This is a genomic window from Nocardioides sp. JS614, assembly GCF_000015265.1.
Classification (GTDB): domain Bacteria; phylum Actinomycetota; class Actinomycetes; order Propionibacteriales; family Nocardioidaceae; genus Nocardioides.
Window position 1 is genome coordinate 2,243,706 of record NC_008699.1, and the last position, 23,595, is coordinate 2,267,300.

Annotated in this window: 19 protein-coding genes; 4 read left to right on the forward strand and 15 right to left on the reverse strand. The window is 72.2% G+C overall.

Going from position 1 to position 23,595, the window contains the following annotated elements; translation table 11 throughout:
* Positions 1 to 41: 41 nt before the first annotated feature.
* The 15 genes from NOCA_RS12095 to NOCA_RS12165 are packed head-to-tail and all read right to left on the reverse strand — an operon-like array spanning position 42 to position 17,986.
* On the reverse strand, positions 42 to 2,777 hold the full coding sequence (locus tag NOCA_RS12095; RefSeq protein ID WP_011755556.1) for a multicopper oxidase domain-containing protein: 2,736 nt from the start codon (positions 2,775 to 2,777) through the stop codon (positions 42 to 44).
* Positions 2,774 to 3,910 carry a hypothetical protein gene (locus NOCA_RS12100; protein WP_011755557.1) on the reverse strand — a complete coding sequence of 379 codons (1,137 nt, stop codon included), beginning with the start codon at positions 3,908 to 3,910 and terminating at the stop codon, positions 2,774 to 2,776. Before NOCA_RS12100 ends, NOCA_RS12095 begins: the two co-directional genes overlap by 4 nt.
* 37 nt (positions 3,911 to 3,947) lie before the next feature.
* Complete coding sequence (locus NOCA_RS12105) at positions 3,948 to 4,427, reverse strand: hypothetical protein (protein ID WP_011755558.1); 480 nt, start codon at positions 4,425 to 4,427, stop codon at positions 3,948 to 3,950.
* Positions 4,428 to 4,868: an OsmC family peroxiredoxin gene (locus tag NOCA_RS12110; protein ID WP_011755559.1), complete on the reverse strand. Its 441-nt coding sequence runs from the start codon at positions 4,866 to 4,868 to the stop codon at positions 4,428 to 4,430. It lies immediately after the preceding gene.
* Positions 4,869 to 4,923: 55 nt separating this feature from the next.
* Positions 4,924 to 7,602, reverse strand: coding sequence for a pyruvate dehydrogenase (acetyl-transferring), homodimeric type (gene aceE / locus NOCA_RS12115; protein WP_011755560.1), 2,679 nt, complete (start codon positions 7,600 to 7,602; stop codon positions 4,924 to 4,926).
* 47 nt (positions 7,603 to 7,649) lie between these two features.
* Positions 7,650 to 8,327 carry a helix-turn-helix transcriptional regulator gene (locus NOCA_RS12120; protein WP_011755561.1) on the reverse strand — a complete coding sequence of 226 codons (678 nt, stop codon included), beginning with the start codon at positions 8,325 to 8,327 and terminating at the stop codon, positions 7,650 to 7,652.
* A 56-nt stretch (positions 8,328 to 8,383) separates the two neighbouring features.
* Positions 8,384 to 8,998 (reverse strand): DinB family protein, encoded by a 615-nt coding sequence (locus NOCA_RS12125; protein WP_011755562.1) that lies wholly within the window; start codon positions 8,996 to 8,998, stop codon positions 8,384 to 8,386.
* Positions 8,999 to 9,030: 32 nt separating this feature from the next.
* Positions 9,031 to 11,379: a CocE/NonD family hydrolase gene (locus NOCA_RS12130; protein ID WP_011755563.1), complete on the reverse strand. Its 2,349-nt coding sequence runs from the start codon at positions 11,377 to 11,379 to the stop codon at positions 9,031 to 9,033.
* 17 nt (positions 11,380 to 11,396) lie between these two features.
* Positions 11,397 to 11,927, reverse strand: coding sequence for a hypothetical protein (locus NOCA_RS27080; protein ID WP_011755564.1), 531 nt, complete (start codon positions 11,925 to 11,927; stop codon positions 11,397 to 11,399).
* A gap of 8 nt (positions 11,928 to 11,935) precedes the next feature.
* On the reverse strand, positions 11,936 to 12,646 hold the full coding sequence (locus NOCA_RS12140) for an ABC transporter ATP-binding protein (RefSeq protein WP_011755565.1): 711 nt from the start codon (positions 12,644 to 12,646) through the stop codon (positions 11,936 to 11,938).
* Positions 12,643 to 13,461: an ABC transporter ATP-binding protein gene (locus NOCA_RS12145; protein ID WP_011755566.1), complete on the reverse strand. Its 819-nt coding sequence runs from the start codon at positions 13,459 to 13,461 to the stop codon at positions 12,643 to 12,645. The genes NOCA_RS12140 and NOCA_RS12145 overlap by 4 nt, the downstream gene beginning before the upstream one ends.
* A complete protein-coding gene (locus NOCA_RS12150) occupies positions 13,448 to 14,578 on the reverse strand; it encodes a branched-chain amino acid ABC transporter permease (protein ID WP_011755567.1) in 1,131 nt (376 codons plus the stop codon). Before NOCA_RS12150 ends, NOCA_RS12145 begins: the two co-directional genes overlap by 14 nt.
* A complete protein-coding gene (locus NOCA_RS12155) occupies positions 14,575 to 15,483 on the reverse strand; it encodes a branched-chain amino acid ABC transporter permease (protein WP_011755568.1) in 909 nt (302 codons plus the stop codon). The genes NOCA_RS12150 and NOCA_RS12155 overlap by 4 nt, the downstream gene beginning before the upstream one ends.
* Positions 15,480 to 16,904: an ABC transporter substrate-binding protein gene (locus tag NOCA_RS12160; RefSeq protein WP_011755569.1), complete on the reverse strand. Its 1,425-nt coding sequence runs from the start codon at positions 16,902 to 16,904 to the stop codon at positions 15,480 to 15,482. The genes NOCA_RS12155 and NOCA_RS12160 overlap by 4 nt, the downstream gene beginning before the upstream one ends.
* Positions 16,901 to 17,986: a hypothetical protein gene (locus tag NOCA_RS12165; RefSeq protein WP_011755570.1), complete on the reverse strand. Its 1,086-nt coding sequence runs from the start codon at positions 17,984 to 17,986 to the stop codon at positions 16,901 to 16,903. The genes NOCA_RS12160 and NOCA_RS12165 overlap by 4 nt, the downstream gene beginning before the upstream one ends.
* Positions 17,987 to 18,253: 267 nt before the next feature.
* Here NOCA_RS12165 and NOCA_RS12170 point away from each other — a divergent pair, with 267 nt between their 5' ends.
* The 4 genes from NOCA_RS12170 to NOCA_RS12185 all read left to right on the forward strand — a co-directional run bounded on the left by NOCA_RS12170 (position 18,254) and on the right by NOCA_RS12185 (position 23,489).
* Positions 18,254 to 18,604 carry a YciI family protein gene (locus NOCA_RS12170; protein WP_238383463.1) on the forward strand — a complete coding sequence of 117 codons (351 nt, stop codon included), beginning with the start codon at positions 18,254 to 18,256 and terminating at the stop codon, positions 18,602 to 18,604.
* A gap of 35 nt (positions 18,605 to 18,639) precedes the next feature.
* Complete coding sequence (locus tag NOCA_RS12175) at positions 18,640 to 19,908, forward strand: RNA polymerase sigma factor (RefSeq protein WP_011755572.1); 1,269 nt, start codon at positions 18,640 to 18,642, stop codon at positions 19,906 to 19,908.
* Positions 19,909 to 20,003: 95 nt separating this feature from the next.
* A complete protein-coding gene (locus NOCA_RS12180; protein WP_011755573.1) occupies positions 20,004 to 20,525 on the forward strand; it encodes a DUF2231 domain-containing protein in 522 nt (173 codons plus the stop codon).
* 441 nt (positions 20,526 to 20,966) lie between these two features.
* A complete protein-coding gene (locus NOCA_RS12185; RefSeq protein WP_199797578.1) occupies positions 20,967 to 23,489 on the forward strand; it encodes an excinuclease ABC subunit UvrA in 2,523 nt (840 codons plus the stop codon).
* The last annotated feature ends 106 nt before the right edge of the window (positions 23,490 to 23,595 follow it).

Genomic DNA, 23,595 nt, shown 5'->3' on the forward strand with positions numbered 1-23,595 from the left:
AGAAACGATAGCATCGTTTTAATCGAGTGGGTCGGCCGGGATCAGCGGGTCACGTGGAAGATCCCGTGGGCGCCGCGCTCGGCGTCGACCATCAGGTGCGAGACGAACGGGTAGTGGCCGGGCTCGTCGAACGAGAGCTCGACGAACCCGCCCTGAGCCGGGCCGAGCGCGAGCGCCTGGCTGCCGCCCTGCTCGGCGTTCCCGGGCCGGAGCAGGTACGCGCCCTCCGCGAACACGGTGTCGAACTGCTCGCCGACCACGTGGAACGACGTGGTCCGGTTCGGGCCGGCGTCGAGGACCCAGACCCGGACCCGCTCGCCGACCTTCACCTCGATCTGGTCGTGGTCGTACTGGTTCGCGTAGCCGTTGAACACGACGGCGTCCGGCCGCTCGCCCATCACCTTCGCGGCGTCGACCGGCCCGTCCTGGTCGCCGAGGTACAGCTCGGACTGCACCATCAGGTAGCTCTTGTCGACGCGCGGCAGGTTCGGCGGGTCGATCACCACCGCGCCGAACATGCCGTTGGCGATGTGCACCGCCATCGGCATCGTGGAGCAGTGGTAGAGCCAGATGCCCGAGCGCCGGGCGGTGAACTCGTAGACCAGCGACTCGCCGGGTGCGATCGTGCGCATGTTCTGGTCCGGCGCGGTCTCACCGGCGTGGAAGTCGATGGAGTGGCCCTGCTGGGTGTCGTTGACGAGCCGGATGACGAACCGGTCGCCGACCCGTCCGTGCAGGGTGGGGCCGGGCATGGTCCCGTTGTAGGTCCACAGCTGCTGGCGCACGCCGGGTGCGACCTCGGCCGTCATCTCCGAGACGCGGAAGGTACGGCGGTGCACCTGCGACCCCTCCAGCGGCGGGAGCGTCGGCTCGTGCGCCTCGAAGCCGGCCCCGGGGGTGGCGGCGAAGTCGAGGTCGGCGGCGGCGCCCGTCGCGGTGGTGCCGGGCGGTGCCGCGCCGGCCTGTGCAGTGCCGTGCCCGTGGTCCATGCCGGGCATGCCGGCCATCTGGTCGGTCCCTGACGCGGTGCCGTCCGGCGCCGCGGCCCGCGCCTGGTCGAGCCCGGTCACCTCGACGTGGAAGACCATGCCCATCTGCCGGTGCCCCACCACGGAGCACCAGCCTTCGATGTCGCGGCCGACGACACCCACGTCGAGGACCAAGCTCTCGCCGGGTGCGAGCCGGCCGCTGTCGATGCCGGTGTCGAGCACCAGGTCGTGGACGTCGGTGTCGTCGGTGTTCTTCAGCTCGATCACCAGCCGGTTGCCGGCCGGCACCTGCACGGTGTCGGGGGTGAACCGCATGTCCTTGGCGGTGACCTCGACCGTGGTGGTCTCGCCGGAGGCGGCGATGCCGGCCGCCGACGACTCGTGCCTGGTCCCGGCCAGTGCGGTCGGGTCGACGGCGACGCCCACGGCCACGGCGAGGACGACCAGCGCGACCCCGGTCGCGGCGAGGCCGGTGACCTGGCCGCGCGGCCGGTCGGCGGCCACCGGCGCCGGTCCCGTCCGCTCGCCCTTCGGCACCGACTCCACCGGCAGCCGCCGGGCCCGGCGCGCGGCGCGCAACGCCCGGATCATCAGCGGCAGGAAGGCCGCGAGGGCCACGAGCACGACCGCCGACACCACGACCCGCACGGGGCTGGGCGCGGGGAGCAGGAAGACCACCAGGCCGACGTTCGTGATCGCGACGCGGAGCGCGCCGCCTCGGTCCATCTCGACGTTCGCCGCCCGCGCGCCGGACGGCCCGCCGCCGACGACGACCGGCACCAGGTAGGACATGGCGCCGAGCAGCACCTGGGCGCCGAAGCCGGCAGCCAGGCCCGGGGTGATCGCGCCGGCCAGCTCGTGCGCGTCCATCCAGCTCGACGCGACCAGGACACCGACCCCGAGGACCGTGACCAGGCCGGCCAGCCACGCCACGGCGGCGGCCACGGACCAGGTGGCGAAGTGCCTCGGGGGCTTGGCCCGGGCCACGCTCACGAACGGGCGGGCGAGCAGGGCCAGGGCGCCGGCGTACACCAGCAGTCCCGCGCCCGCGACCGGCCGGAGGTCGAGGAGGCACCCGGCCACGCCGATGAGCAGGCCGGCGAGCAGCAGCGGGAGCGCGCGCCGCGCCGTCTGCTCGGCGCCCTCGGCGATCCGGGTGCGCAGCATGGTCGGCCAGAGCGTGACGACCGTGCCGAGCACGGTGAGCCCCATCCAGCCGAGCACGTTGACCATGACGTGGGCGAGCATGATCCGCTCGTGCCAGTGCTCGGAGAGGCCGCGCGCCATCAGGACGCCGAACAGCGCGCCGAGCGGCAGCAGCGCCGCCGAGGCGACGTAGTAGCGGACGGTGACGGCGAACCGGGAGCCGAGTCCGTGTCGCAGCTGGCCGACCAGGGACACCGAGTGCCAGCCGACGGCGAGGGCGACCGCGGAGGCGCCCACGGTCGCGAGGACCCACCGGTCGGTGGGCACCGCGACCAGGACCAGTGCGGCGCCGGCGTTCGACAACAGCAGCCGCACCGAGCGGGTGCGGTAGGCCGCCGCCGTGGGGGCGTTGTGCAGCAGCGCGTCGGTGAAGTGCTGACTCCAGACCAGGATCGAGTGGGTGACCGCACCGAGCAGGAGCAGGTGGATCAGCAGCCACCGCGGCGCCGGCAGCTCACGGTGCGCCAGCGACACCACGACGACGGCGATGAGCCAGAGCAGAGCGGGGAGGTCGCGCAGCGGCGAGAAGCCCCGGCGTGCGCCCGAGCCGACCGGCCGGCTCCTGGTCCCGATGACGGTCATGCGGCCCGCTCCTTGGCGGGAACGGTGCTGGGACGCCGGGCCGCGGCCAGCACGGACCACGCGGCGAGCGCGAAGAAGGACAGCAGCGCGACCACGTTCGCGGCCCCGCCGATCTGCCAGGCGAGGTGCGCCCCGAGGGCGTCACCGATCCAGAGCCGCAGCACCAGCGAGGCGTGCAGCACCACGAGCGGCGCCCAGAGCACGGTCCGGTACGGCAGCGGGCGACGCAACACGGCCGGGAGGATCACGGGCGCGTGCGCCATGATCATCGAGATCGTGAAGCCCAGGAACGTGGCGTGGATGACGACGTCGTACGGCGCGCCCGAGAGCGCGCTGCCGTGCAGCAGCCAGGTGCCGGCGGCGACCAGCAGCCAGAAGTACCCGGCCAGCATGCTGGCTGCCATGAACCGGGTCAGCCCGGCCCGGCGGACGGTCCGCCAGGCGACGTCGTGGGCGACCAGCCAGCCGGTGAGGGCGGCCAGGGCGAGGCCGACCAGCGGATAGCCGACGTCCGGCCACAGCAGCGAGCCGACTGTCGCCGCCATCACGGTGAGGCACAGCAGCACGAGCGTCGGGCCGGCCTTCGGTCCCATCGCGAGCCGGGCCAGCTCGAGCCGCTCGCCGGCGATGGTCAGCACCAGGAAGCCGGCCAGCCACGGCACCAGGAGAGCGGTCTGCGCGCCGCCGAGCCACATCGCGGCGGCGCCGGCGCCGAGCACCGCGCCGAGGGCCTGGACGAGCACGGCATCGTCGCGCTGGCGACGCCAGAGCGGCACGTAGAGGAGCGACATCGCCAGCATCCCCAGCAAGAGGCCGGTGCGCCCGACCGCGAGCGGGACCGGGGCGAGCAGCAGCAGGCCGCCGGCGCCGAGCAGCGCCGGCGCGAGGTAGCCGAGCGGGCGGCCCAGGGCCACGGAGCGCTCGAGGCAGACCAGGGTGCCGACGAAGCCGAGCACCATCAACATGCCGTGCACGTCGGGAAGCCGGTCGGTGGTCACCGGCGCCGGCACCCCGAGGAGGAGCAGCGCGGCGTCGAGCCCGGCGAGCATCGCCAGGCCGGCGGGGAGCAGGAGGAGCCCGCGTGGGGTGCCGGCGCGTGTCGAGCTCGGTCGCGGCGGGGCGGCGTTTGTCACGACAGAATCGTATCTAAGGCGCGACCGCGGAGCGAGTTCACGCCGCGATCGCGACGCCGAGCACCAGCAGCGCCAGGCTCAAGACGCCGATCCCGGCCCGCAGCACGGCCGCCCGGACCGCTCCCCGGCGCACCTGGTCGGCCAGGGAGTGCGCCGGCGCGGGGTCCGCTGGGGCCTCGAGGGCACGGCGGCGCAGCCGGGTCATCTGCCGGGCCTGCTCGACGCCGACCCCCAAGACGGCGGCCAGCGCCACTGCGACCACGACCGTGGCGACCAGGAGCGGACCCCACGACTCATCGCGCAGGAGCAGCCCGCCGGCGACGTACCCGACCGCCAGGGCCGCGGTGCCGACGACGAGGTAGACGCGGCCGAGGCCGCGGAACAGCGCGACCCGGGCGACCGGGTCGAGGGCACGGGTCGCGATCCGGGCCACGACCATGATCGCGACCAGTCCCCCGACCCAGATGCTCGTCGCGAGGACGAGCACCCCGGTCAGGACGGCGTCGAGCACCGACATCTAGGCGTTCTCCAGCTCCGCGCTCACGCTGATGCTCGCGCCGGCGAAGAGCCGGGAGATCGGGCACAGCGCTGCCGCGTCGTCGACGGCGGCCTGGAAGCCGTCGGTGTCCAGGCCGGGGACGCGGCCGCGGACGACCAGGGCGGACGAGACCACGGTGGGCTTGCCGTCCACCTCGTCGAGGCTGACCGTCGAGGAGACGGTGAGCTCCTCAGCCTCGACCTTGCGCTCGCCCAGGCACAGGCTCAGCGCCATGGCGAAGCAGGAGGAGTGTGCCGCCGCGGCGAGCTCCTCCGGGCTGGTCTTGCCGCCGGGTGCCTCGGTGCGGGCGGCCCAGGTGACCGGGAGGGTGTCGAAGGCACCACTGTCCGGCTGGATCCGGCCGTTGCCCCGGGCGAGGCCGCCCTGCCAGGTGGTCGTGGCTGTGCGTTCGGCAATCATCGGTTTGATCGGTCTCCTTCGGTCGGTTCGAACGACACCGGTGCGGTGCCGCAGCTCAGGCCACCAGGCCCTCGTCGGGGCGGGCCGCGCGGTGGGTCGCCGGCCGGTCGGCGACCCCGGCAGCCGTCGCGCGGATCCCCTCCGCGTCGACACCGAAGTGGGCGCGGAGCTCCTCGCGCGTGTCGGAGAGGCCGTAGCCGTCGGTGCCGAGGCTCACGAAGGGGGCGTCGACGAAGCGCGCGATCTGGTCCGGCAACGCGGACACGTAGTCGCTCACGGCGACCACCGGCACCGGCAGGTCGCCGAGGGCACGGCGCAGGTAGCTGACGCGGGCCGGCTCGTGGGGGTGCTCGCGGTTCCAGCGCTCGGTCTCGAGCGCGTCGTCGCGCAGCGCCTTCCAGCTGGTCACCGACCACACCTCGGCGGTGACGCCGTCACGCGCGGCCAGGTCCGCGGCCGCCTGCTGCGCGGTGCGGACGGCCGGCCCGGAGGCCAGGAGGCGGACCTGGGGGAGCCGATTGCCCTCGGTCGCGTCGACCCGGTACAGGCCGGCGACGATCGCCTCGTCCACGCTGACGCTGCGGACACCGGAGTCGACCGGCTTGACCGGCTGGACGTAGTCCTCGTTGTAGACGGTCAGGTAGTAGAAGGACTCCTCGCCGGCGTCGTACATCCGCCGGATCCCGTCGCGGACGATGGTGGCGGTCTCGTAGGCGAAGGCCGGGTCGTAGGCGTGGCAGCTCGGGACGGCGAGCGCGGCCAGCTGCGAGGAGCCGTCGGTGTGCTGCAGGCCCTCGCCGGCGAGCGTCGTACGACCGGCCGTCGCGCCGACCAGGAACCCGCGGCCCCGGGCGTCGGCGAGGGCCCAGATCAGGTCGCCGACGCGCTGGAAGCCGAACATCGAGTAGTAGGTGAAGAACGGGACGACCGCGGTGTCCCAGGTGTGCCCGGCCGTGGCCGCCGCCGTCAGCTCGGCGAGCCCGCCGGCCTCGGTGATCCCCTCCTGCAGCACCTGCCCGTCCGCACTCTCCCGGTAGGACAGCGGCAGGCCGGCGTCGACCGGCGTGTACTGCTGCCCGTCGGGCGCGTAGATGCCGAACTCGCTGTACAGCGGCTCGTAGCCGAAGGTGCGGCCCTCGTCCGGGACGATCGGCACGATTCGCCGCCCGACCTCGGGGTCGCGCATCAGCGAGTGCAGCAGCCGGGTGTAGGCGACCGTGGTCGACACGGTGCGCTTGCCGGACCCGGCGTCGAACTGGGTGAAGGGCGCGTCGGCCGGCTGGGCGGCCAGGACGGCGGGGCGCAGCGGCCGGCGGGGGAGCGCGCCGCCGAGCGTGCGCCGGTGGGCGTGGAGGTACTCCAGCTCCGGCGAGCCCTCGGGCAGCGGCAGGTACGGCGGCAGCCCGTCGGCCAGCTCCTCGTCGGTCACCGGCACCCGGAGGATGTCGCGGAAGATGCGCAGCTGGTCCGGCGTCATCTTCTTCATCTGGTGAGTGGCGTTGCGGCCCTCGAAGTTCGGGCCGAGCGCGTAGCCCTTGATCGTCTGCGCCAGCACCACGGTGGGCTCGCCCCGGTGCGCGACGGCCTCGGCGTACGCAGCGTAGACGGCTCGCGGGTCGTGCCCGCCGCGCCGCAGCCCGGCGAGGTCGGCATCGGAGAGCGTCGCGCCGAGCGCCTCCAGCGCGGCGTCGCCGCCGCCGAACAGGGTCGCGCGCAGCTCGGCGGGCTCGAGGATCGCCAGCCGCTGCAGGTCCCCGTCGTTCATCGCCTCGAGCCGGTCGAGCAGGGCCTCGCCGCCGGGGCGCTCGAAGAGCGAGGTCCACCGGCTGCCCCACAGCACCTTGAGGACGTGCCAACCCGCGCCGGCGAAGATGCCCTCGAGCTCGTCGAGGACGCGACTGTTGCCGCGGACCGGCCCGTCGAGGCGCTGGAGGTTGCCGTTGACGACGAAGACGATGTTGTCCAGGTGCTCGCGGGCGGCCAGCCGGATCGCGGCCAGCGTCTCGGGCTCGTCGATCTCGCCGTCGCCGACGAAGCACCACACCCGGGCGGCCGCCGTGTCGGCGAGGCCGCGCGCGGCGAGGTAGCGGTTGAATCGGGCCTGGTAGACGGCGTGCAGCGGGCCGATGCCGAGGCTCACGGTCGGGAACTCCCAGAAGCCGGCCATGCTCCGGGGGTGCGGGTACGACGGGAGGCCCTGCCCCGCGCCGGCTACCTCGCGCCGGAAGTGGTCGAGCTGCTCGGCGCTCAGCCGGCCCTCGAGGAAGGCCCGGGCGTAGATGCCCGGGCTGGCGTGGCCCTGGAAGAACACCTGGTCTCCGGGGACGACGGCCTCGCCCGCCGAGCCGCGGCCGCGGAAGAAGTGCTGGAAGCCGACCTCCCACAGGGTCAGCGTGGACGCGTAGGTCGACAGGTGCCCGCCGAGGCCGGCGTGGCGCTTGTTGGCCCGGACCACCATCGCCATCGCGTTCCACCGCAGGTAGGCGTCGATCCGCTCCTCGAGGGCGAGGTCGCCGGGATAGGCGGCCCACTCCTGGGTCGGGATCGTGTTGAGGTACGGCGTACGCGGCCCGGTCGCGACCCCGAGCCGGCCGGCGTGGGTGGCCACGTCGCGGAGGAGCAGGCTCGCGGCGTGCGGTCCGTGGGTGCGGACCAGGCCGCTGACCGAGTCGAGCCACTCCGCGCGCTCGTCGTGCCAGTCGATCGGGTCGTGGGGGAGGTTCGCAGTGGTCACGGTCCGATTATCCCGCGAGATCACATTAAAAACAAAGACCCCCGGGTCTACGCCGAAGCTCGTGGCTCCAGCCGGGCGACGCACAGGTGCGGGGTCACGAACGGCTGGAGCGACGTCGCAGTCACCGGTGCGTCGATCTCCTCGAGCGCACCCTGCATCAGCCCGAGGTGGATCGCGCACACGACGTCGGTGTGCTTCTCGGCGACCTCGCGGAACGGGCAGCGGTGCAGCCGCACCTCCGCGCCGGCGTCGGTGGTCTCGGACTCGGGCTGGAATCCGATGGCGTCGAGCATCCGGTCGAGGCGGACCACGGCCTCGCTGGTGTCGACGCGCTCGGACGGTGCCGACCGCTCGATGAGGTGGCGTCCCCACGCCTTGCCGAGCTCGACGGTCCCGGAGCCGGTGTCCTGCAGCGAGGAGACAAAGCCGGTGAGCATCTCCGCGAGCAGCTCGTAGCTGCGGGGTCCCAGCGAGGGGCCGTCGGAGGCGTAGAGGATCCGCGGCCGGCCGGGGGTCTCGCGCGGCTCCGTGGTCCGCTCGGCCAGGCCGTCCTCGACCAGGCCGTCGAGGTGGAAGCGCGCGGTGTTCACGTGCAGGCCCATCGCCTCCGCGACCTCGGCGACCGACAGCGGCTGGTCGGCCTGGCGCAGCATCGAGAGCACCTCGGTGCGCCGCACGCGGGCCGGGAGCTGGGCGGGCTGATCCGCGAGTGTCGGTCCCGTCATGCCGAGATTGTCACACGCAGGATTGTTAGAAACAAGAACGCCGCTCTCGGGCGTGCTCAGCCCTCCCGGGGCAGCGAGTCGGCGATGTCGGTGAGCTTGGCCCGGTAGCCGGCCCAGTCGAAGTCGTCACCGGGGAGGTTCGGGGAGGACGGGTTCAGGCCGGCCGCGCCGTCGATCGCCTCGCGCACGACGTCGGCCTGACCGGCGTGGCGCGCGGTGTCGTCGATCACCCGGACGAGCATGTGGTGCAGGGTCACCTGGTGCTCGGCCGGGTCGCCCCACCAGGGCGGCGCACCGACGGCGTCCAGGGCCAGCTCGTCGATGCTCCGGTCGGCGAACTCCCACACCCGCCGGTAGAACGCCACCAGGTCGGCGCTCGAGACGTCGACCGACAGGTACCAGTCCGCCTGCGGGTCCGCGTCGTACGCCTCCAGCGGGACGTAGCAGGCGTCCTCGGGCGTCGGCCAGGGCCGGCCGAAGGTGGTCCCGAAGTAGCCGATCTCGACGTTCGCGCAGTGCTTCACGATGCCCGCCAGGGTGAGCCCGGTCGGCGTCCGCGGCAGCCGGCGGTCCCGCTCGGACAGGCCCTCCAGCTTCCACACCAACGCCTCGCGGTTGCGTTGGAGGTAGTGCTTCAGGGCCGCCTTCGGGTCCGCGAGGTCGTCGGTCACCCGGCCAGTCTGGCGCCCTGTGGTCCGCCTTCCTAGCCCCGGCCGGGCTGGTTCTCGAACGGCACGTAGTCCCGGCACGGCTGGTTGCGCAGGCTCGGGCACGGGGGCGCCTCGGAGTCGATCGTGACGCCGGGGACGACCGGGAGGATCAGCCGGGACGGGTGCCGCCGCGACGACGCGACCTGGACGGTTGCCGCCCTGCCCTGCGGACGGGCCTCGGCGAAGGACCAGATCGGCTGCTCGCCACCCGGCGCCGAGATCGTGACCCGGATCTGCGAGCCCTTCCGGTAGGCGTGGCCCTGGTAGTAGAGGGGGATCACGACCTTCGTCCAGCGGTGGGCGGGCAGCGGCCGGACGTCCGCGGCGCGGAACGTGGGGATCGGCTGGAGCAGGCTGGGCTGCTGCTTCATGATGTTGTCGGCCGTGGTGGCGAGCTTGCGCTCGCTGCCGCGCAGCCAGCCGCTCTGCACGAACGTCTCCTTCCCGTCCCGGACCTCGCTGACCGTCGCCTGGAAGTCGACGTCGCGGGCCGACGAGCGCACCCACAGGTGGACCGCGCCGGCGCCGACGGTCGTCAGGTCCTCGGTCAGCTCGGGTGAGACGTAGGAGACCGCGGTGCCGTGGGCCCGCTGCTGCCAGTCCCAGCTCCACTGGGCGGCGTTGCCCCAGAGGCCCCCGCCGCTGGTGCTGCCGGTGAAGTCGTTGCCGGCCAGGGCCCGCGGGTCGGAGGTGTAGCGGTCCACGCTCGGCCGGGTCGGCGCCTTCGCGCTCAGCGCGCTGCCGCCGCCGAGGTACCACGACGTCGCCTTGGTGCCGGGCACGGGCAGGGACTCGAAGGACTTCTCGTAGGCGGGGTAGGGGTCACCGGGGCTCTGGGTGCCGGTCGGGGAGGCGCCCGCACCGTTGTCGAACAGCACCCGCACGGGCGGAGCCTTCTCGAACTCCGCGAGCGCCGCGTCGTACGTCGGCTGCTGCTGGACCGGGTCCGGTGGCAGCGTGATCGGGTCGCTCGAGATGCCCATCGCCTGCTGGTAGACGGCCGGCGCGGCGAGCTGGATCAGGGCGGAGTTCTGGATCGGCGCCGCGTCGGCGACGTAGAGCATCAAGAAGTCGTAGAGGCGGTTGAGCGTCTCCGGGTCGAGGGAGTCGATGTGGGCGCCGTTGGTGAACGTGAACCACAACTTGTCGGTCCCGGTGAAGTTCCGCACCAGTGCCGGGCAGTGGCCGCCGGTCTGCTCGTCCTGGAACTGGCAGGCCATGAAGGTGGGCACGGTGATCTTGTGCACGAACGAGACCGGGTCGAGCGGGTCGGCCACCCGTGGGCGGTAGTGGCTGTTCTGCTTGATCTTGGTCATCAGGTCGGCGGCCTCGGGGTGCAGCACCTGGTTGTCCTGGCAGGTCTGGTCGCCGTCGGTGATCCGCTGCTCGGCGTACGCCTGGGTGCCCTCGGCGCCGGTGCCGGCCGGCTGGGCCTGCTGCTGGCGCTCCTTGGCCCAGGCGACCGCGAAGCCGGTGTTGAGGATGCCGCCGGGGTAGAGCGTGGTCGCGGTCGCGTCGATGACCGACAGTGGTGAGATCGCGGCGAGGTGCGGCGGCCGGGTCTGCGCGGTGAACAGCTGGCTGATGCCGCCGTACGAGATGCCCACCATCCCGACCTTGCCGCCCTGGACCCACGGCTGGCGCGCGACGGTCTCGACGATGTCGTAGCCGTCGATGGACTGGAGCGGCTCGAAGAAGTCGAAGGCGCCGCCCGAGCAGCCGGTGCCGCGCATCTGGATGTCGACGACCGCGAAGCCCATCGCGTTGGCGACCGCGGCGATGCCGCTGTCGGGGCCGGCCGGGTTGGCGTACCCGTAGCCGGAGTACTCGATCAGGGTGGGGAACGGCGCGTCGGTCGGGAGGTCCGGCAGCGTGCCGCCGCCCGCGACGCCGCCGAGGTCGGTCGGCGGGTGCACGGAGTAGGCGAGCTTCGTGCCGTCGCGGGTGGTCAGGTAGCCGTAGCCGTCGCTGGGGATCGTCTGGTCGTAGATGCTCTCGTTCCACTGCTTCGCGCTGTTGCCGTGCACGGTGAGCGGGTCGGAGGCCGTCCCGGACGCCGCCCGCACCACGTAGCCGGAGCCCGGCCTGACGTGGCGGAACAGCACGCCGCCCAGCTCGTTGACGGCCTGGGTCCGGACCTCGTCACCGGCGCCGTCGACCAGGGTTGCCTGCGACCCGGCCGGCAGCCCGACGGCGTACACCTGGCGCGCGCTGCCGGCGACGGTGAAGGTGTCCTCCGCGGCCTGTGCGCCGGAGCCGGTGGCGACCAGGCCGGCGACGACGAGCGAGAACGCCGCCGCCAGGACGGCGGCGAAGCGGGACGGGCGAGCGGGTGCGTGCACGGCGGATCTCCTGTGGGCTAGACCGAGGCGCTCAGACGGAGCGTGCCGTCGACCAACCGCCCGAACTGGGGAGGCCGGCAGACGCGGCAGGCCTCGAGGTTGCTGCCGGCGACGTCGGCCAAGGGGATCATGTGCGCCTCGGTCCGGGCCTCGGGCAGCGTGCAGTCCGGCTGGTGGTACGACGAGCCGCCGGCGACGACGTACCCCGCCAGGCTGGTCGGTGTCCCGGCGGAGGTCCCGCCCTGCCGCTCCACGGCGAGGGCGACGCGTTCGAGTGCCGCCTCCAGCCGGGCCATGTCGGCGCGCTGGTTCTGGACCAGGACGAGCGCGGAGCCGAGCACCACGACCCCCAGGCCGACCATGCCGCCCGAGATCAGGAACGGGAACTGCGCGGGCACGAAGTTGTGGCTGGCGGCGCCGTTCCAGCCGAAGAACATCACGAGGAACCCGACCAGGCACAGCAGGACGCCGAGCTGGCCGCCCAGCTTGCCCAGATGGTTCCGGCCGGGCAGCGGGGGCAGGGAGAGGTTCGGGGACAGGTTCGACATGGTGGCTCCTAAGCTCCGAGGTAGGCCTCACGGAGGTCGACGTTGCGGATCTCGTCACCCACGGCGGTGTGGACGAGGGTGCCCTTCTCCATGACCAGGGCGCGGTCGGCGAACGGCAGGGCTCCGGCGTTCTGCTCGACCATCAGCACCGTGGTGCCGTCGGCCCTGATCCGGGAGGTGACCTCCCAGACCGTGCGGGCCAGGGTGGGGCTGAGCCCGAGCGACGCCTCGTCGATCAGCAGCAGCCGCGGGCGCGACATCACGGCCCGTCCCACCGCCAGCATCTGCTGCTCGCCGCCGGACAGGGTCCCGGCTCCCTGGTCCGCGCGCTCGGCCAGCCGCGGGAAGTAGTCGAGCACCAGGTCGAGCTGCTCCCGCACGGTGCGCGGCGACCGGCGTCGGCTCCAGGCGCCCAGGCGCAGGTTCTGCCGCACGCTCAGCTTGGGGAACACCCGGCGCCCCTCCGGGCAGAGGGAGATCCCCTGGCGCACCCGGGTCGACGGCGCGCGGCGGCCCAGGGACCGTCCGTCGAAGCGGACCTCTCCCGACTGCGAGCGCAGGAGACCGGCGATCGTGGACACGGTCGTCGTCTTGCCGGCGCCGTTGAGCCCGAGTAGCACGCAGACCTCGCCCTCGTGGACCTCGAAGTCGATGCCGTGCAACACGGGGTGCGGGCCGTAGCCGACGACGAGGTCGCGGACCTCCAGGAGCGCGGTCATCGCACCGGCTCCAGGTCGACCAGGGTGGGCGCGGCCGCGGCAGCTGCGTGGTCCGGCTCCTCGCCCAGGTAGGCGCGGACGACCTCGGGGTGCCGGCGTACGTCGTCGGGCCTGCCTTCGGCGAGCACCTCGCCGAAGTTGAGGCAGTAGACGTGATCGGACACCCGCGTCACCAACGGCACATGGTGGTCGATGAGGACCATGGTCAACCCGAACTCCCGGCGCAGGTGGAGCAGGGTGTCGCCCAGCGAGCGCGCCTCCTCCGGGCCCATCCCGGAGCCCGGCTCGTCGAGCAGCAGGAGGTCGGGGTCGGTGGCCAGCACCGCGGCGATCTCGACCCGCTTGAGCAGCCCGTAGGGCAGGTCCGCGACCCGCTCGTCGATCACGTCGCGGAGATCGAGCAGGTCGAGGATCAGCTCCCCGCGCTCGGCCACCCGACGCTCCTCGGCGAACGACCCGGGGCTGCCGACGATCCCGGCCCAGGGGTCGTAGTCGATCGCGAGGTGCTGGGCGGTGGCGAGGTTGGTGCGGACCGTGGCGTTCTTGACCAGGCCGACGTTCTGGAACGTCCGGGCGATGCCGAGGGCCGTGCGCCGGTGCACCGGCAGGCGGGTGATGTCGGCGCCGCGGTAGCGGATGCCGCCGGACGTGGCGGTGTAGAAGCCCGTGATGCAGTTGAACAGCGTCGTCTTGCCGGCGCCGTTGGGGCCGATGATCCCCACGATCTCCCACTCCCCGGCGCGGATGCTGACGTCCCGCAGCGCCTGGATCCCCCCGAACGAGATGCTCAGCCGGTCGATCTCAAGCACGGACATCGGACACCTCCACGTCGTGGGCCGAACCGGCGTGGCGGTCGAACCGCCGGCCCGCGAGCCAGCCCCGGATCGGCGCCACCTGCTGTCCGATCCCGCCCGGATAGAGGGTGAGCGTGAGCACCAGCAGGATCGGTCCGACCACCAGCGAGACGAACTCGGTCGGCAGGCCCAGGGTCCCCTCGAAGAAGCCTCCGAGGTGGAGCATGCTCACCAGGGCGCCCTCCTCGAGGAGCGCGAAGAACACCGACCCGATGACCACGCCCACCCGGTTGCGCAGGCCACCGACCACGGTCATCAGGACGAAGAGCAGGGCCAGCCGGAAGTCGAACGAGCTGCCGACGATCACCTCGTCGTGATGGGCGATCAGCGAGCCCGCGATCCCGGCGAAGATCCCCGAGACCGCGAAGGCGAGCAGGATGTAGGAACGCACCGCGATTCCGTACGACGCGGCGACCCGCGGGTTCTCGCGCAGCGCCGCCATCGCCCGTCCCGCCTTGGACGAGGTGAGCCGCCAGTCGAGCCACAGCACCAGGGCGAGGAAGCCGAGGCACAAGAAGTAGAAGCGGTAGCCGCTCGCGAAGAGCTCCGGGCGCGGCGCGGGCTTGCCACCCTCGCCGCCGGTGATCGCCGTGATGCCGAACAGGGTCTCCTGGGCGAACGTCCCGTACGCCAGGGTCACCAGGGCGAAGTAGAGCCCGGTCAGCCGTAGCGACACCGCCCCCAGCAGCACGGCCTGGAGCCCGCCGAACACGGCGGCCGCGGCGACGGCCAGCCAGAAGCTCAGGCCCAGGTTGGTGACGATGTACGCCGAGGCGAAGGCACCGATCCCGACGAAGGCCTGGTGGCCGAGCGAGATCTGGCCGCAGTAGCCGAGGAGCACGTTGAGCGAGAGTCCGCCGATGGCGTAGATCGCGGCCAGCGATGCGATGTCGATGTCGGCCACCCCGACGTGGAACGGCGAGAGTGCGTTGACCGGGTACGCCAGCACCACCCACGCGAGGAGGGCCCACACCGTGCCCCGGGCCAGCCAGCCGGCCGTGCCCGGGCGGAACTCCTTGTGCAGACCCCCCGGCTCCACCTCGACCGGCTCGTGGACAGGCACCGACACGGCGGTCATGTCGCCACCCCTCGGCGTACGAAGATCCCTTGCGGCCGTACCAGGAGCACCGCCAGCAGGAAGCCGAACAGCAACATGGCCCTGGCGCCGGGGACCTCGATCATGATCGACAGGGTCCCGAGCTGCTCGACGACCCCGACGGCCAATCCGCCCGCCACGGCGCCGGGCATGCTCCGCATCCCCGCCAGGACGGCCGCCATGAAGCCGGGCAGCAGGGCCCGTCCGGCGCCGAAGGTCAGGAAGCCGGCGGTGAAGGTCGTGTTGGGTCCGGAGAGGATGCCCGCGAGGCCACCGAGCAGCGCCGCGATCGCCCAGGTCAGCATCGAGACCCGGCGCACGCTGATGCCGACGAGCTCGGCTGCCGTCGGCTCCTGCTGGGCGGCCTGGATCGCCAGCCCGGAGGCGGACCGGAAGAACAGTGCCAGCCCGATACAGGCCACGATCAGCACGCCGAGGGTGATCAGCTGCTGCACCGTCACGGGCGCGCCGAACGGTGGCACCAGGAAGAAGCCGTCGTCGATCTTCGGCATGCTCATGATCAGCGTCTCGTTGAAGCGCCAGAACTGGAAGCCCACCGCGGCGAGTGCCACCCCCGCCGTACCGACGAGGACCGTCACCCTCGAGGCGTTGCGAAGAGGATGGACGACCAGTCGCTCGGTGACCAACCCCATCGCGACCGCGACGCCGAGCCCGAACGCGATCGCGGCGGGGTAGCTCCAGCCCCACAGCACCAGGGCGGAGTACGTCGCGAACAGCCCGGTGGTGCCGAACTCCGCCTGGGCGAAGTTGAAGACGCCGGAGGCCCGGTAGACCAGCACGATGCCGAGCGCCACCAGCGCGTAGACGCTGCCCTGGAGGACGCCGGTCACCACGGCGATCCCCAGCTCGTTCGGCAGCCCGGTCATGGCTGCTCGTTCCTCCGCACCGTCACGTACTCGCTGCGACCGCAGTCGGCCTGGAGCAGGTTCATCGCCGTGCCGCCGAACCTGCTGGTGAACCGGGTCGGCGGGTAGACGCCGGTCTGGAAGGTCTTCACCCGGGCGATGGTCGCCATGAACGACTCGCGGCTGAGGTCCTTGCCGGTGGCGTCCAGCATCGCGCCGACGAGCTTCTCCACGCCGTAGATCGCGGCCCCGATGTCGTCGGGGTTGGCGTTGTCGTTCTTGGCGCGGTAGGCCTTCACGAACGCCGCGTCCTGGCGCATCACGTCCATGCCCGGGAACGGTGAGTAGAACAGCGCGCCGTCGACGTTCGGGCAGCCGACCTGGGTCACGATGTTGAGGCCGTTGGTCAGTCCGGGCCCCAGGAAGGTGACCCGGCACGGCATCGACTTGGCGACGTTGAGCAGCGAGCTCGGACTGGCGTTCCAGACGACGGCGGTCGCGCCGCTCTGGCAGATGGCGGTCCCGATCGCAGGGGCGTCCGACGTCGTGTTCTTGGGGATCCGCCGCGCCAGCACCAGGTCGTCGCCGGCGACGTCGCCGACGGCGGCCTCGGCGTGCGCGTAGAAGTTGTCGAGGCTGTCGTTGTCGGCCACGATCAGGGCGACCCGGTCGCCGTCGAACTCCGAGCCCACCAGGTTGGCCAGCAGGGGGACCTGTTGCTCGTAGGTCAGCGACAGCGCGAAGTACGTCGAGAGGTCGCTCAGCGCGCCCAGGCCCGGTCGGGTCTCGTGGACGCCCGCCGAGAGGTACGGCACGCCCGCCGCCGCGGCGTACCGCGCACACGCGTCGATCTGGTCCGCGCCCGCACCGCCGATCAGCAGGAAGACCTGCTCCTGCTCGGCCATCTTCTTGCACTCGCTCCGGGCCCGGTTGGGATCGAAGCCGTCGTCCTCGAACAGCACCTCGACCTTGCGTCCGTGGATGCCGCCGGCGCGGTTGACCGCGTCGAAGTACACGCCGACCGCTCGCTCGAAGGAGGCTTGCGGGATCGCGGCCGCGCCGGTGACCGGCGCGTGCACCCCGATCTTGATCAGGCTGTCGGTCACCCCGGTCGTGTCGCCGCCGGCGGCGCTCGAGCCATCGGGCGCGCTGGCGCCTCCGGACGGGTCCGGGCCGGACAGGCTGCCGGTCCCGGCCGAGCCGGATCCGGAGCCGCCCGTTCCCGAGAGTGAGCCCGACCCGCCTCCACGCCCCAAGCCGCCACCGCCGGCACCCGGACCCCCCAGCCCGTCCGCAGCGGGGCCGACAGCGGAGCCCGTCTGGCCCGGTTGCCCGGCGCCGGCGTACATCTGGTCGACGCCGGCCTTCTGCCCGCAGCCGGTGGTGACGGCGAGGGCCGCGCAGAACGCGACCGCGACGACGCGTCGTCCCCGCGCGCTCATCGGCGGGCCGCCAACCGGTCGAGCGCCCGGCTCACGCCGTGGCGTCCGGTGGCGGGCGCCGGCCGCCCGGCCGGCCCGAGGGACAGCATGACGAGGTAGGCCAGCGCAAGGGCGAGGGGCACCAGTAGGAACGCGGCTCGAGGCATCCCGGAGTACCACGCGGGCACGGCGGCCACGGAGGCCACCGGGCTGACCGCCGACGGCGTCGTCTCGTCCCCAGCAGCCGGCTGCTGGTCCGCCACCGGAGGGGCATCCGCGGCCAGGGGAGCGACGTCGACACCGCCGCCGTCCAGCGACGGCCCACCGTCGACGAACGAGGGACTGCCCTCACCACCTCCGAGGCTCTCCGATCCGGGAGCCGGCGGCGTGCCCTCCGGCAAGGCCGGCGGCTCGCCTGCCTTCAGCGCCAGGCCCACTCCCTTGTCCTTGATGCCGTCGAACGTCACCTGGAAGGACTCCGGCGCGGCCACGTCCTCGACGAGGACCACCGACTGCGAGGCGGTGCTGCCTTCGGCCAGCCAGCCCGATGCGACCTCTGAGAGGTCGAAGTGCCACAGGCCTTTCTCGGTCCGCTTGCCCTTCGCCGACGCGAGGTCGCAGTCGTAGCTCGGCTGGTCCTTCCATGCTGCGGCGGCCCCGTCGGCCCAGAACAGCTCGGTCACCGGGCAGGCCAGGATCTGCGCCGCCTCGGCGTTGGCGTTCGCTCCCGGCACGGCGCTCTCGCGCAGCACCATCTCGAAGGCACGCACGCTCGACCCGGGGTCGGCCGCCAACCGCACCTCGACGGCCGCGACCTTCTCCGGATCGCCGGCCACGGCACCGACCGGGATCGCCCCCTTGGGCACATTCGGCGACGGAGGCTGCGGAGCCGCGAGCAGGCCGGTGTCGGGCGGTGGCTCGTTGGCCACCCACCACCACCCGACCTTGACCGCCTCGGCCCGCCGGGTGTCACCCGGGCGGACCGTCTCGCGATGGTTCCCCCGTTCCGCGGGTTCCTGCCGGTCGGTCGCCTGAGCGGCCGCGCTCGATGGGATCACGACGCTCAGCACGAGGGCTGCGAGCGCTGTCCAGGCTTGAGACATGGGTTCTCCTGGAAGGCCGAACCCCCTGGATGAAGGCCGAACCTCCTTGGCGCGCCTAACGATCCGCCACTCAGCGCGTTACGCGCGTCGGCCAGGAGTGGCAGCGAGTAGGTCGTGCGCTGCGCCATCGTGCCGGGAGAATTGGTTCCGCTCGCGATGTCGAAGGCGGAGGATGCCGATCGACGTGAGGATGAGTCGGCCACCGAGCAGCGGTGGACACCAACGGTGAGGAGCGGGTCAATGCCGCGGTTCATGGGATTCGTGAGGATGGAAGAGGGACAGGGCGCACCGCCGCAGGCGCTCTTCGACGCGATGGACGAGTACATCGGCGCGCAGGCGGCGGCCGGGACGTTCCTCGACGGAGGCGGCCTCTTCGGCACCGACGACGCCGTGAACTTCCTGGTGCGCAAGGGCGAGGTCACGCGGGTGGACGGCCCGTACGCCGAGGCCAAGGAGGTCGTCGGCGGGTGGGCGATCCTGCAGTACGACAGCCTGGAGGACGCGGTCGCGGGGCAGCAGGAGTTCGCCGACCTGCACGCCAAGTACTGGCCGGAGTGCAGCATGGTCGCGACGCTGCGCCAGATCTCGGACGCGCCGCCGGAGGCTTCCGGCGCCTGATGATCCTGGCGTGCGGCGAGCCCTAGGCTCGCCGCATGGCCGGGAGCAGTGGAGGGAGCAGCGCAGCGACAGGGGAGGCGATCACCGCCGCGTGGCGTGCGGAGTCCGCGCGCCTGGTCGGTGCGCTGACCCGGATGACGCGGGACCTCGGCCTCGCCGAGGACCTGGCCCAGGACGCGCTGGTGAGCGCGTTGGAGCAGTGGCCGTCCCGCGGCATCCCCGCCAACCCGGCGGCGTGGCTGATGACCACGGCGAAGCGCCGCGCCGTCGACGGGTTCCGGCGGGCCGAGACCTTGCGCCGCAAGACCGAGGAGCTCGGTCACGGCCTGAGCGAGGAGGACGCGATGCCGGACCTCAGCGCGCAGGTGGACTTCATCGAGGACGACGTCCTCCGGCTGATCTTCCTGTCCTGCCACCCACGGCTGACCCCGGAGTCGCGGGCCGCCCTGACGCTCCGCCTGGTCGGCGGACTGTCGACCGCGGAGATCGCCCGTGGCTTCCTGGCTGCCGAGTCGGCGATCGGCCAGCGCATCTCGCGCGCCAAGAGGACGCTCAGCGAGGTGCGTGCCGAGTTCGAGCTCCCGGTGGGTGCCGAACGCACCGCCCGGCTCGAGGACGTGATGGCCGTCGTCTACCTGATCTTCAACGAGGGCTACACCGCCACGGCGGGCGAGGACTGGATGCGCCCCGAGCTGACCGGCGAGGCGATCAGGCTGGCGCGGATGCTGGCCGAGCTGATGCCGGACGAGCCCGAGGCGCACGGGTTGCAGGCGCTGCTGGAGCTGCAGGCCTCCCGGGGGCCGGCGCGGGTCGACGCCGAGGGCCGGCCGGTGCTCCTCGACGACCAGGACCGCAGCAGCTGGGACGCCCTGCTCATCCGTCGGGGGCTGGCCGCGCTGGAGCGCGCCGAGGTGCTCGCCCGCGGCGGAGCCCCGGTCGGCCGGTACTACCTGCAGGCCGCGATCGCGGCGCAGCACGCCCGGGCGGCGAGCAGCGAGCACACCGACTGGCGGGCGATCGCGGCGCTGTACGACGTGCTCGCCGAGGCCGCGCCCGGCCCGGTGGTGGAGGTCAACCGCGCGGTCGCCCACGGGCGGGCCTTCGGTCCGGCCGCCGGGCTCGCCGTACTCGATGGCCTGCCGGAGGGTGCGCTCGCCGGATCGCACCTGCTGCCCAGCGTGCGTGGCGACCTGCTCGCGCGGGCGGGACGCCACCCCGAGGCGGCTGCATCGTTCCGCGAGGCAGCCTCGCTCACCCGCAACGAGAGCGAGCGGGCGCTGCTACTGCGCCGGGCAGAGGAGTGAGCCACGACAGCCGATCGGGTCGGCGATACTCCCGCCGCTGGTGGGTACCGGAGGAGTGGTCCGGCGCCCCCGAACTAGGCTGAAAGGACGCAGAGATGACCACTCCGACTCCCACACCGGCATCGTTGCCGGCGAAGCACCCCCGATCCGCCCTGGCCGGCCCGTACGGTCATCCGTTCCACCCGATCCTGGTGACGGTCCCGATCGGGGCCTGGGTGGCCAGCCTCGTCTTCGACATCGCGTCGATGGCCGCTGATGGCGACGAGGCGGTCTTCGCCGAAGGCGCCTACTGGCTGATAGCGGTGGGCATCGTCGCGGCGCTCGCCGCCGCCCTCTTCGGTCTGCTCGACCTGCTGGCGATCCCACGTGCCACGCCCGCTTTCAAGACCGGCCTCACCCACATGGTCCTCAATCTGGCGGTCGTCGCACTCTTCCTCGTCGACTTCCTCGTGCGCGCCGCAGACGGGTACGAGGAAGCCGCGGGCGCCCTTCCGTTCATCCTGTCGATCGTTGCGCTGCTCCTGCTCGGCGCATCAGGGTGGCTGGGCGGGAAGCTCGCCTATCGCTACGGTGTCCGGGTGGCCGACGAGGCGACGCAGGCCGACGGGTTCCGCTGACCCCATCGCGAGACGACGCCGCACGACGTTGGAAGGTGCCGAGTCTCAGCTCGACACCAGAGCGGTGACCCCTTGCTCGTTCGCCGCTGTGGAGGTCGCGTTCGACCTCGAGGTCGTAGGCGGTCTGGACGCTGGTCCAGCACCATTCGTCGACACCGGGTGCCTTCGACAGCCGCAGGGCGGTGTCGATGGTGATGGCCCACGTGTCACGTACGATCTCGCTGGGGCCCGCACGTGGCCGAATCCTGCGGACAAGGGTCGCGCACGATCCCTTCGAGCGACTTCAAAGAAGGCCGCGACGTCGTCAAGGGTCTTGAGATAGTCAGCCGCGTCGAAGCGCTTGTCGTCCTCGTCGCCATCAGCCGAGGACGGGTCCTGGAGACGCCCCTGATCGAGAGGCGCGACCAGATCGAGAAGACTGACGGGATCGAGAAGGGGCACGTGATCGACGAGGTGAAGGGCGCCGGCCGGACCGCGCGGAACGGAATCCAGGTGCGGGGCGCGCGTGTGCACAACCTCAAGGACGTGTCGGTCGATGTTCCCTTGGACGGCTTGGTCGCGATCGCGGGGGTTTCGGGTTCGGGGAAGTCGTCGCTGGCGATGGGGGTGCTGTATGCCGAGGGGTCGCGCCGCTACGTCGAGGCGTTGTCGACCTACACGCGGCGACGGATGGCGCACGCCACCCGCGCGCAGGTCGACGAGGTGCGGCACGTGCCGGCGGCGCTGGCATTGCGACAGCGTCCGGCCGTGCCGGGGGTCCGTTCGACCTTCGGGACGTCCACGGAGCTGTTGAACGTGTTGCGGGTGATGTTCTCTCGTCTTGGCGCGCACCTGTGCCCCAACGGTCACCGGCTGGCACCGACGATCGACGTGGCGGCGGACAAGGATCTGGTCTGTCCCGAGTGTGGCGCGCAGTTCTCCCCGCCTGGCGCCGAGTCTTTCGCGTTCAACTCCGGCGGCGCCTGCCCGGTCTGCCAGGGCACCGGCACGGTCCGCGACGTCGACGATGCCGCGCTCGTCCCCGACGAGTCCAGGTCCATCGCGGACGGTGCGGTCGCACCGTGGGGCATGTTCGGGCTGACGGTGATGCCGCAGGTCGTCGCCGAGCTGGGGGTCCGCACGGGGGTCCCGTACGCCGACCTCACCGACGCCGAGCGGGAGATCGTGCTCGACGGCCCGCAGGTGAAGAAGCACATCAGGGTGCCATCGAGGAACGGGAAGCTGTTCGACCTGGACTTCACCTACCGCAACGCCCGGCTGGCGGTGCGAGAGGCGATGAACAACGCCACCAGCGAGAAGGGCCTGGCTCGCGTGGCCCGGTTCATCACCGCCCACACTTGCCACGCCTGCGGCGGCACCCGCCTCTCCGAGGAGGCACGCGGCACCCAGGTCGCCGGCATCGACCTCGCCGAGGCAACCGCCTTGACCCTGGACGAGGCGGTCGCCTGGGTGCCCTCGGTGACCGACACCCTGCCCGCGGACATGCATCCGATGGCCCGGATGCTCATCATCCAGTTCGAGGCGATGGCCCGGCGGCTGACCGAGCTCGGGCTGGGCTACCTGAGCCTGGACCGGACGGGTTCCACCCTGTCGACCGGTGAACGGCAACGCGTCCAGCTCGCGCGAGCGGTCCGCAACGACACCACCGGGGTGCTCTATGTCCTCGACGAGCCTTCCATCGGCCTGCACCCGGCGAATGTGGAGGGGCTCGTGGCAGTGATGCGGGATCTCCTCGACAACGGGAACTCCGTTGTCGTGGTCGACCACGACGTGCAGGTCCTGCGTGAGGCGGACTGGATGATCGAGCTCGGCCCCGGCTCCGGCGCAGACGGCGGGACAGTCCTCACCCAGGGCACCATCGCGCAGGTTGCCGCCGATCCCTCGTCGCTGATCGGCCCGTTCCTCACCGGCGGTGTGGACGTCGTCCGTCGTCTTCGTACGCCGCTCGAGACATCGGAGGACCGTGGTGTGATCCGGCTGGTGACCTCGCGGCTGCACACCGTGCAGGCCCTGGACGTCACCATCCCCCAGGGTCGACTGACCGCGGTGACCGGGATGTCGGGGTCGGGCAAGACCACGCTCGTGCTCGACAGCCTGGTCCCTGCGTTGCGGGCCACCGCCGACAACACCCCGCTGCCCGACCATGTGGTCTCCGTCGACACCGCAGGGGTGTCGAGGGTCGACGTGGTCGACGCCTCTCCGATCGGCGTGAACGTCCGCTCCACCGTCGCGACGTACTCGGGGATCCTCGACGAGCTGCGCCGAGCGTACGCAGCCAGTGATGCCGCGAAGGACCGCGGACTGACCGCGGCCGACTTCTCCTACAACACCGGGTCGCTGCGCTGTCCGCGCTGCGAAGGCACCGGCCAAGTCGTCCTGGACGTGCAGTTCCTGCCCGACGTCGACATCCCCTGTCCCGACTGCGGAGGCGCCCGCTACTCACCCAGCAGCAACGACATCCTCCTCGACACCGAGGACGGTACGCAGTCGCTTCCCGGGCTGCTCGCCCTCACCGTCCGGCAGGCTCATGAAGTGCTCGACGGGCTGCCGAAGGTGCGTCGCAAGCTGCAGACCCTCATCGACCTCGGACTCGGCTACCTCACCCTCGGCGAAGGCACCCCGGCCCTCTCCGGCGGGGAGGCGCAACGGCTCAAGCTCGCCTCCGAGCTCGGCCGCGACCAGTCCGGCACGCTGTTCGTTCTCGACGAGCCGTCCGTGGGCCTGCACCCCCTCGACACCCAGGTCCTGATCGGGGTGCTCGACCGGCTCCTGGCCAAGGGGGCCACGATCGTCCTCGTCGAGCACGACCTCGAATTGATCGCCAACGCCGACCACGTCATCGACATGGGCCCCGGCGGTGGGACAGCCGGCGGTCGCATCATCGCCAGCGGCACTCCCGAGCACATCGCCGCCTCCACGGACAGCATCACCGGCCGGTACCTCCGGGTCGGACCCTGTCGGTGAATGTCGCCGTTCGGGTGACATCCACGGTCTGGCGACACGCCGTGTCAGCCGACCAGCCGAGCATGACCGTAGGTCGGACCTCCCATCCGGACCATCCACACTCGCC